The following is a 9,772-nucleotide window of genomic DNA, read 5'->3' on the forward strand; positions in this document are numbered from 1 at the left end:
CTGATGTTCGAACGATTCGACAAGGCGGCCAAGTACGCGATCGTCGTCGCGCAAGAGGAAGCGCGCGAACTGCGGTCGCCATCCATCGATGTGGAGCACGTGCTGCTCGGCCTGCTCGACGCACCCGACGCCGGGCTGAAGCAGGTGCTCGCCGAACACGGTCACACCGCCGAGAGCGTGCGAGAAGCACTGACGCGCAAGCGAACCACCGACCCCCTCGGCGCGGAGGATGCGGAAGCGCTGCGCTCCATTGGCATCGACCTGGACGCCGTGCGCGAAAGCCTCGAAGCCACCTTCGGCGAGGACGCGCTCGACCGCGCCATCCCCGCGGAGGAACAGAAGCGCGGACGCTTTCGCAGTAGTAAAGGCATGAGCTTCGGGCACATTCCGTTCAACCCCGCCGCCAAGAAGGTCATCGAGCTGTCGCTACGTGAGGCGCTGGCCCGTCGCGACGATCGCATCGAGGCCGGGCACGTACTGCTCGGCATTCTGCGCGCGCCCAACGACACCACCCGGCGACTGCTCGGCGGCGATACCGGCGTGCGGGAATTGCGCACCGCCGTCGGCGAATACCTCGATCACGCGGCCTGAGCCGGCCCGGTTCATGATCGTCCCGTCGTGTACATCCCCCCGGCGAGCCGGTCCGGCCCTACGATCGGGGCATGACGCTCCTGCTACGTCTGCTGATCAACGGTGTGGCCATTTGGCTCGCGTCCGTATGGGTCGGTGGAATCGATATCCACGGTCCCGACGAACCCGCCACGACCACCGACAAGATCATTGTGATCGCGGTGATCACGGTGATCTTCACAATCGTGAACGCGCTGGTGAAGCCCCTGGTGAAACTGCTGTCACTGCCCCTGGTGGTGCTGTCGCTGGGGCTTTTCCTGCTGGTCATCAACGCACTCATGCTGTGGCTGACCTCGAAGATCACCGAGCACACGGATTACCAGCTGCACGTCAACGGATTCTGGGCCGCGATCTGGGGCGCCATCATCATCACCCTGGTGAACTGGGTGCTCGGGATTCTCGTCCCCGACGAGGACTGACCTCAGGCGAGGCCGAGCGCGAGGCCCGTGACCACCGACCAGATCAACAAGGCGAGTCCGGTACCGGCGAGGGCGGGAATCAAACCCGGCCCGTTCTTGCCGGTGCGGACCGGCTCATTGGCCTTGAATGCGAGGGGCAGCGCCACCAGCCCGACCAGGGCCCACGGGGTGCGAGCCGCCAGCGCCAGCGTGGCCAGGAACGGCACCGCCAGCAGCACCACATGCAGTGTGCGGGTACGGGTATCGCCGAGGCGCACCGCCAGGGTGGTCTTGCCCGACACCGAATCGGTCGGGATATCGCGCAGATTATTGGTGACCAGCACCGCGCTGGAGAACGCGCCCACGGCGATCGCACAGGCCAGTCCGGCCCACTCCGCCCGCCCGGCCTGTACGAACTCGGTGCCGAGCACCGCTACCAGGCCGAAGAAGACGAAGACCGCGATCTCCCCGAAACCGCTGTATCCGTACGGGTTCCGGCCGCCGGTGTAGAACCAGGCCCCGGCCAGGCAGCCCGCCCCGACCAGCAGCAGCCACCAGGCGCTGGTGAACACCAGGATCAAGCCCAGTACCGCGCCGAGCGCCAGGCAGCCGATGGCGGCATTGCGCACGGCGGTGGCGCTCGCCAGCTTCGAGCCGACCAGGCGCAGGGGGCCGACCCGGTCGTCATCGGTGCCGCGAATACCGTCGGAATAGTCGTTGGCGTAATTCACGCCGATGATCAGGGAGAGCGAAAGCAGCAGGCACAGTACCGCTTTCCACCACACCGCCCCGTCGATGGAGGCCGCGGCCCCCGTGCCCGCCAGGACCGGCGCGATCGCGTTCGGCAGAGTGCGCGGCCGAGCGCCCTCGATCCACTGTGCTGCTGTAGCCATGTATCGCAGCCTAATGCGAGGGCCGGGGTGTCACCTCCCGGCGCCCGGGCCGGCCCGCGAATGCGCCGCGCAGCCCTGATCAGGCCGCGCGGCGGGGGCCGTCAGGACTCGGCGGCGGCCTTCAGCTGGGCGAGGCCCTTGTCGAAATCCTTTGCCAGCATGCGGTCCATCGGGGGAAGCTTGCCCAGCAGTGCCATCGCTCCGGTGCGCTCGCCGGTCATCCGCCAGGTGACAGCGGTGCCATCGGTCTGCGGGCGGAATTCGAAGGTGACCTGATTGGTGTTCTTGATGGGCTTCTCGAAATTCAACCGGATGCCGATGGCGTCGGCCGTGGCGGACGTGATCTCCATATTGCCGCGGCCGGCCTTGCGGTTTCCACTCCGGAAGTACCGGGCGCCGATGCCACGATCGGCCCCGCAAGGCGCCGGGAGGGGAGCCGGAGGTGCGTTCCATGGTCGGATCGACGTTCTCCCACGGCGACCACCGCTGCCACTGGTGGAAGTCGTCGACGAGCGCTTGGATCTGCCCGGGATCAGCCTTGATGACCGTTTCCCGATGGATGTCGAATTCGCTCGTGGGCCGAGCGCAGGCGACCGCACCGACGGATCCGGCGAATCCGGCACCCACGGTATCGCTCACCTAGGATTGACGAGGAATGTTTTCGCAAACAGGCAGTTCTAGCAGCGCCGGGAGCACCCGGCCGGTATCCGCAGGCGACACGGTTCTGGTAGCCCTGCTGGGCGAGGTCGCGCTGCGGCGCGGCGGTGCCCAGATCGCGGCGCCCGGTAGCGCGCCCGGCGCGCTCGCACCCGTACCCGGAGCACGCGCCCGGCTGCTCGTGGCCGCTCTCGCCACCCACCCCGGTCGTAGCCGCAGCGCCCAGGCGCTCATCGAGGACGTATGGGGCGAAGAACCCCCGCGCGCCCCGATGAACGCCCTGCACACCCAGGTCTCCCGGCTGCGCTCCGCACTGCCCGAGGGCGCGCTGGAGATCGGCCCCGCCGGATACCGTCTCGTACTGGCCCCCGATCAGGTCGACCTCGCCCTGGCCCAGCACCTGGAAACCCAGGCGCGCCAAGCCCATAGCGCCGGCGACGGCCCCGGCTGCCTGGCCCTGATCGCCGCCGCCCGCACCCTGTGGCGCGGCGATCCGTCCGCCGACCTCCCCTCCGGCCCCGTCGCCGATGAGCTCGCCGGGCTGGCCGCTGCCCGCCGCCAGGCTCTCGACGCCTTGGAACTGTCCGTCCGCGAAGCGGTCGGCGATCTTCCCGGGGCACTCGAACTGGCCCGCGGCGCGGCGGCCGCGGAACCCTTCGACGAACCCGCCCACGCCACCCTCATGCGACTGCTCGCCGCCGCCGGTCGCACCAATGAGGCGCTGGATGTCTTCGCCTCACTGCGCACCCGGCTGGTCGATCAGCTCGGCGCCGACCCGGGTCCAGTCCTGGTCGCACTCAATACCGCATTGCTGCGCGGTGAAGCACTGCCCGGTGCTCGAACTGCGCCGAACTCCACCGCCGGACCGAATTACCCTCCGGGGCAGGGGCATTCCGGCTCGGATAATCATCTGGTCGGGACAGGATCCGCCGCTGGATCGGGTTACCCCGCCGGGCCGAGGCCGTCCGGTGGAGCAAACTACGCGTTCGGTTCGGGTGGCGGTCCAGGGCAGGGGTATTCGGACGAGGATTCCGCGCGGTTCGAGGGCGGGGAATCGGGACGGCGGTGGACCGGGTCCGGTGCGGGGCAATCTGTTTCGGGCGCCGGTGAATCCGGTGGCAGATGGGGTTCGGCGCAGGCGTTGCGGATGGTGTCGGCGGCGCAGCATGCGGCCGGGGCGGAGTACGAGCCGGCGGGCTCGGCGATCGGCTTGCGGGCGGCCCCGAATCCGCTGCTGGGGCGCGAGGCGGATATCGATGCGCTGGAACGGTTGCTGCGGACCTCGCGGGTCACCACCGTGCTCGGGCCGGGTGGTACCGGGAAGACCAGGGTCGCGAACGAACTGGGTGCGCGGGTGGCGAACGAGCGGACCGTCGCGCTGATCGAATTGGCTTCGCTGCGGGCCGATCCGGAAGGGGACGCGGAGACACGGGTGGAGATCGAGGCGACGATTGCCGCCACCCTCGGCGTCGGCGAATTCAGCCGGGATACGAATGTGCTTCGGACGGTGCGGAATCGGGACCTGCGGCAGCGTTTGCGGGAGGCGCTGAGCTCGGGCCCCATGCTGCTCATACTCGACAATTGCGAACATCTCATCGACGCGGTCGCGGAGATGGTGGCTGATTTCGTCGGTGCCAGTGATCAGCTGACCGTGCTCACCACCAGCCGGGCGCCCCTGGAGATCACGGCCGAGGCCGTATATCCCTTGCCGCCGTTGCTGATCGACGTGCAGGGTTCCCCGGCCACCGATCTGTTCACGGCGCGGGCGCGGGCGGTGCGGCCCACAGTGCGGCTGGATCCGGAGGTGGTGGCACGACTGTGCCGCATGCTGGACGGCTTGCCGCTGGCCATCGAACTGGCCGCCGCGCGGACCAGGACCATGAGCGTGGAGGAGATCGAATCCCGGCTCGATCACCGATTCGCCCTGCTGCGCAGCGGAGATCGCAGTTCCCCGCAGCGGCATCGCACGCTGCACGCGGTCATCGAATGGAGTTGGAACCTGCTGGACGGAGAACAGCGCACGGCGCTGCGCCGGCTGTGCCGATTCCCTGGCGGGTTCACCCTGTCGGCCGCCGAACGGGTGATCTCGGGTCCCGAAATCCTCGATGCCGCAACGGCTATCGACGGTCTGGTGGGCCAATCGCTGCTGACCGTGCTGGAGTCCGACGACGCCGAATACGACGTCACGCGCTACCGAATGCTGGAGACCGTCCGGGAATTCGGTGAGGAACAGCTCGTAGCGACCGGGGAGGCCGACCTCGTGATGGCCCGGATGAGTGACTGGGCAAGGGAATTCGCGCTCGACGTGGCCACCCGCTACAGCGGGGACGATCAGCTGTCGGTGGTGCTCGGCGTCGGTGCCGAGCTCGAGAATCTGGTCGCGGTGCTGCGGCACGCGGTCGATCGGCGCGATCTCGCCACCGTGCACGCGGTCTATCCGGTACTGGCCATGCTGTGGATCATGCGCGGTGCGCATCTGGAATTCGTGAGCTGGTTGCCACGCATTCTGGCGACGCCGGTGCGGTTGGGGCCGTTGAATTCGGCCGAAGCCGATCTGCAGATATTCGGTCAGATCATGGCGGGTCTGCACGTGATGTTCATGGGCACCGGTCCGCGGAGCGCGGCAGTGGTGCGTACCCGGATTCGGCGCCTGGTGCGCGACGGTGCCGCGATGAGCCCGGTGTTCCGCTTTCTCGGTGAACTCGTGACCGTGCCGTCCAACAGCTGGCAACTGGCGCGCAAGCTCGGCGACGGCGTCCGCTCCATGGATCCACCCACCCGGGTCGCCGCGCTGCTGGTGCGGGCGAACATTCGCGAGAACTCCGGTGATGTGTACGGTTCGATGCGGGATGCGGTGCAGGCCTTGGCTTCCGGCATCGCCGAGGACCTGTGGGGCATGGCTATGGTGTGCCAGCACCTCGGCGGCATGTACGGGCAGTCCGCGCGCTACGGCGAAGCCGTCGACTACTACCGGCAGGCCGCTGATCTGCTCGTACGATTGCGGGCCTACGACGAGAGCATGGAGATCCGGAGCCTGCTCGCCTGCTCACTGGTGGGTATCGGGGAGGTCGAGCTGGCGCGCCGCGAGTTGGAACCGTTGCTGGGCGGTGCCGGCATCGACCTGAGTGCCACGCAGAGTCTCCCCTCGCCCAACCATCGGCGCGCCAACGTCTCTGCCGGGTTGGCCGAAGTCGAACTGGCCGAAGGCGATATCGACACCGGGCTGCGCCGCTTCCGCCAGACGCTCGTGCTTATGGCATGGCCCAGCGGGGCGGCCGCGCCGGGTCCCGCCGATGTCCTGGTGGCGGCCGCCGTTGTCGGCGCCCATGTGCTGTGTGGCCACACGGACGAAGTGCGCGAGGTGTTCGGCGAGCTGGTCGGATTGGCGAATGAGCGGCTGGGACAGTTCTGGGATCTGCCGCAGATCGGTTCGGTGGCGAACGCCGTGGGCAGCTATCTGATCGCCACCGATGCGGATATCGAGATCGGTCTGGAATTGCTGGTCCTTTCGCCGAGAGTGTTCGCCCGCCAGGACTATCCGTCCATGAACTGGCGGCGGCATGTGGATCTGCACCGCGAGTCGGTCGGGGCGGAGCGCATGAATGCGGCGCTGGCCACCGCCGCCTCCCGGAATCGGCGTTCGGCGGCGGAGCGCATTCTGCTGCTAATCGACCGTCTCGCTGGAAACGATTGAGTCCGGACTGATCTCGCTGTCGCCGGTGTCCGCGCGCAATAACCGCCAGGCCAGCACGCCCAGTGCGGCAGCGCCGAGTACCAGCAGCATCGTCGTATCGGAGACTGCCGCACCGAATCGCTGAACCTGTGTCTCGACATGGAATTCGGTGTCCGCGCCCAGCAGTCCCGGCAGCGCCGAGGTGCCGTCGAAGATCAGGAACAGCGCGCCGAGCAGGATGAAGAACAGGCCGGACACCAGTGAGGTGGTGTGCAGCTCCAGCTTGCCGACGCTGAAGGACTTGCCGCGCAACCACTTTCGCTGACCCAGGCCGAATCTGTCCCATACCGAAGCCAGGACGAACAGCGGGGCCGCCATGCCGAGCGCGTAGACCGCCAGCAGCAGGCCGCCCTGGATGGGGGAGCCGCCCACCGCCGCCACCGCGAGGATGGAGCCGAGAATCGGCCCGGCGCAGAATCCGGCGAGTCCGTAGACCAGGCCGAGTAGATAGACGGCGCCGGATTTCTCCGGTCGGCCCTGCCGGGCGGCGGCGCGCTGCGCGAAGCCGAAAGAGAAACCGCGGCCGAAGATCTGGAGGATGCCGAGGCCGATGATCACACAGCCGCCGACGGTGATGAGCAGATCCCGATGCTCCGAGAACAGCCGTCCCGCAAACGATCCCGCGATTCCCAGCGGTACCAGGGTGGTGGCCAGGCCGAGATAGAACGCCGTGGTCCGGGCCAGCAGCCTGCCCTGCGAATCGAACGAGTACGCGAAGAAGCTGGGCAGCAGCAGCGCGCTGCACGGACTCACCAGTGCCAGCAGGCCACCCAGGAATGCCGCGAAAAAGCCTACGGTGCCGCTCATTCCGCGGGCTTCGGGGCAGTAGCGCGGGCCGCTTCGATGACGGCCTCGAACTGTTCGATCGGCTGCGCGCCGAGAATCGGGCGGCCGTTGATCAGGAAGGTCGGTGTGGAGGATGCGCCGAGTGAGTACGCCTCACCGGCGTCCTGGCGCACGGCTGTGGCGGCGGCAGGGGATTCCTGGTCCGTACGGAACTTCGCGATATTCGCGATGCCCGCCTCCTGCGCCAGCTCGGCCAGGTGATCCGGGGTCAGTACGCCGGTGTTCTTCTTCTCGGGGGCCTTCGCCTGCAGTGTGTTGTGGAATTCCCAGAACCGGCCCTGCTGTGCCGCAGCCCAGGCGGCGCGGGCCGCGTTCTCCGATTCCTGACCGAAGATCGGGAAGTTGCGCCATTCGATCCGGAGCACGCCCTTCTCGACGTATTTCGAGATGAGCTGGGGTTCGATGGTGCGGCCGAAAGTCCGGCAGAACGAGCACTGGAAGTCGGAGTACTCGATCAGCACCACGGGTGCGTCGGTGCGGCCCAGGGCCAGCGGATCGTGCGCGTCACGGCGGGCCAGCTTCGCGAGTTCGGCATAGAGCGGATTGGTCTGAGCGGTCTGCTCCGCTTTCGCCTCGGATTTCTTGTCACCGCCGAGCATTTGGAAAGCGGCAATGGCAAGCAGGAAGACCGCGGCGGTAGCCGCGAGTCCGGCCAAGAATTTTCTATTGCTGTTCCGGGCGGTGTTTCGGCTGTTTTTGGGCATGCGAATACTCCTGGACGGCGAGGTCCGGGTCGACGGAAATGTGCTTCAGGACATGGCTGTACGCCGAATGTCCTAAATGATCAGCACAGCCGTCAGATGTGGCGCCGCCACCGGCAGGGTGGGCGCTCGCGGCCGAATGTCGAGCGAAAGCCACTGGGTGGCAGAGAATTCCGGAACGATGCCGAGACCGGCCGGGACCAGCTGATCTCCGGCGGAGCGGGGTGGTGCGGCGAGCTGTCCCATCGGGTCCGAGTTCGGACCGTCGTGCTTGCCGCAGACGGGAACCGTATTGCCTGCGACAGCGCCGGTCTGAACCGGTGTCGTATCGGCTTGTACCGATGGCGCCGCATAGGAGACTTGTTGTGCCGAGCCCCATTCCGCTACTGCGGCGACCATCCCGACTATTGCGAAAAGACCCGCCAGCAGCACAGCGCAAGACAGCCGAAAAGGCTTTCGGCTGTGCGGGGCGCGGTCGGAATTCACTGCCCCGACCATAACAGGCGCACTCCGGCACATAGCAGAATGCCCGCCCACCGGGGATGCGGTGGACGGGCACTGTGCGGTATTCAACTCAGGCGTGGCGCATGTACGCCCGCAGAGTGAGCGGGGCGAAGATGGCGATCACTACGACGGAGCCGACAAGCGACCAGCCGAGATTGGCGGTGACGCCGGTGCCGTTCATCAGGTCGCGGGCCGTATTGACCATGTAGTAGACCGGATTCGCCTTGTCGATGCCCTGCAGCCAGCCCGGCATCTTGTCGACGGGGGAGAAGGCGCCGGACATGAAGGTCAGCGGGAACATGATCATCATGGAGATGCCCTGCACGGCGGCGGCGCTCTTGCCGGTCACGCCGACCAGCGCCCAGACCCAGCTGACCGCGAAGGAGCAGAACACGACCACGAGCATGGCGCCCAGCACGCCGGCGAGACCACCGTCGGGCCGGTAACCGATGCAGATGCCCACGATCACGGTGAGCGCGGAGGCCAGGCCGTACCGCACCATATCGGCGAGGAGCGCACCGGCCAGCGCCGAAATACGCGCGATGGGAAGGGATTTGAAGCGGTCGAAGACGCCCTTGTCCATATCTTCGCGCAGCTGGGTGCCGGTGGTGACCGAGCTCAGCACCACGGTCTGTACCAGGATGCCGGGGATCAGGATGGGCAGGTAGGCCGAGACGCTGCCGCCGATGGAGCCGCCGAAGATGAAGGCGAACAGCGCCGTGAACAGGATCGGCTGAATGGTGACGTCGAACAGCTGTTCCGGATTGTGCTTGATCTTGAGAATGCCGCGGTAGGCCATGGTGAGCGAATTCGCCGCGGTCTGCTTCAGGCTCACGTGGTTGCTGACATCCGGTATGGGGGCCGGGGCTACCGCCGCGTGCCGTCCGGCCGGAGCCGTGATGGTGATGGTCATGCCGCGCTCTTTTCGGAATCGTTGGTCTCGTCTTCGGCGCCGTGGCCGGTGAGTGCGAAGAACACTTCGTCCAGGCTGGGCTTGCTGACATTGATCTCTTCGACGCGAATGTCGTGCTCGCGCAACCGGATCAGAATGTCGGTGGTGACACTGGGGTCGGGCAGCGGAGCCGTGATGCGGCCCGCCTCGGGGCTGATGGCGGCCTCGACGGGCTTGCCCGCGGCGCGGGAGAGGTACTCCGAGACCACGGTGCGCGCCTCTTCGATGCGGTCGCGGTCGCCCAGGGTGAGCTGCAGTGCGGACAGGCCGACCGAGCCCTTCAGTTCGTCGGAGGTGCCGTCGGCGATGACCTTGCCGCGGTCGATGACCACGATCCGGTCGGCCAGCTGGTCGGCCTCGTCCAGGTACTGGGTGGTGAGCAGCACCGTCGAGCCCTCGCGGACCAGGCGGCGGATGGTCTCCCACATCTGGGCGCGGGTGCGCGGGTCCAGACCGGT

At 67.3% G+C, this 9,772-nt stretch carries 9 protein-coding genes and 1 pseudogene; 3 read left to right on the forward strand and 7 right to left on the reverse strand.

Annotated features, from left to right (window positions below; translation table 11 throughout):
• Together JWN03_RS03225 and JWN03_RS03230 are read left to right on the forward strand one after the other, a co-directional pair.
• Positions 1-591 (forward strand): Clp protease N-terminal domain-containing protein (locus JWN03_RS03225; protein WP_297609419.1); only part of this gene is annotated, 591 nt, incomplete at its 5' end.
• Positions 592-662: 71 nt separating this feature from the next.
• Positions 663-1,049: a phage holin family protein gene (locus JWN03_RS03230; protein ID WP_297609422.1), complete on the forward strand. Its 387-nt coding sequence runs from the start codon at positions 663-665 to the stop codon at positions 1,047-1,049.
• A gap of 2 nt (positions 1,050-1,051) precedes the next feature.
• Here JWN03_RS03230 and JWN03_RS03235 read toward each other — a convergent pair whose 3' ends face one another.
• The gene (locus JWN03_RS03235) at positions 1,052-1,921 is read right to left on the reverse strand and encodes a 1,4-dihydroxy-2-naphthoate polyprenyltransferase (RefSeq protein WP_297609425.1); all 870 of its coding nucleotides are present in this window, start codon (positions 1,919-1,921) and stop codon (positions 1,052-1,054) included.
• Positions 1,922-2,022: 101 nt separating this feature from the next.
• Positions 2,023-2,271: an SRPBCC family protein gene (locus JWN03_RS45410; protein ID WP_366914362.1), complete on the reverse strand. Its 249-nt coding sequence runs from the start codon at positions 2,269-2,271 to the stop codon at positions 2,023-2,025.
• A 305-nt stretch (positions 2,272-2,576) separates the two neighbouring features.
• Here JWN03_RS45410 and JWN03_RS03245 point away from each other — a divergent pair, with 305 nt between their 5' ends.
• The gene (locus JWN03_RS03245) at positions 2,577-6,272 is read left to right on the forward strand and encodes an AfsR/SARP family transcriptional regulator (protein WP_297609428.1); all 3,696 of its coding nucleotides are present in this window, start codon (positions 2,577-2,579) and stop codon (positions 6,270-6,272) included.
• Here JWN03_RS03245 and JWN03_RS03250 read toward each other — a convergent pair.
• The 5 genes and pseudogenes from JWN03_RS03250 to JWN03_RS03270 form a co-directional block, all read right to left on the reverse strand.
• Entirely contained in the window at positions 6,243-7,118 is an 876-nt protein-coding gene (locus tag JWN03_RS03250) for a cytochrome c biogenesis CcdA family protein (protein WP_297609431.1), read from the reverse strand. The two genes, JWN03_RS03245 and JWN03_RS03250, sit on opposite strands and share 30 nt — an antisense overlap.
• Positions 7,115-7,861: a DsbA family protein gene (locus JWN03_RS03255; protein ID WP_297609433.1), complete on the reverse strand. Its 747-nt coding sequence runs from the start codon at positions 7,859-7,861 to the stop codon at positions 7,115-7,117. Before JWN03_RS03255 ends, JWN03_RS03250 begins: the two co-directional genes overlap by 4 nt.
• Positions 7,862-7,933: 72 nt before the next feature.
• Complete coding sequence (locus JWN03_RS03260; RefSeq protein WP_297609435.1) at positions 7,934-8,344, reverse strand: hypothetical protein; 411 nt, start codon at positions 8,342-8,344, stop codon at positions 7,934-7,936.
• An 88-nt stretch (positions 8,345-8,432) separates the two neighbouring features.
• Complete coding sequence (locus JWN03_RS03265; RefSeq protein WP_297609437.1) at positions 8,433-9,275, reverse strand: ABC transporter permease; 843 nt, start codon at positions 9,273-9,275, stop codon at positions 8,433-8,435.
• A pseudogene (locus tag JWN03_RS03270) lies at positions 9,272-9,772 on the reverse strand (daunorubicin/doxorubicin resistance ABC transporter ATP-binding protein DrrA); the annotation flags it as partial. The pseudogene JWN03_RS03270 and the gene JWN03_RS03265, both read right to left, overlap by 4 nt.

It is taken from the genome of Nocardia sp. (genome assembly GCF_025465275.1).
Lineage (GTDB): Bacteria > Actinomycetota > Actinomycetes > Mycobacteriales > Mycobacteriaceae > Nocardia.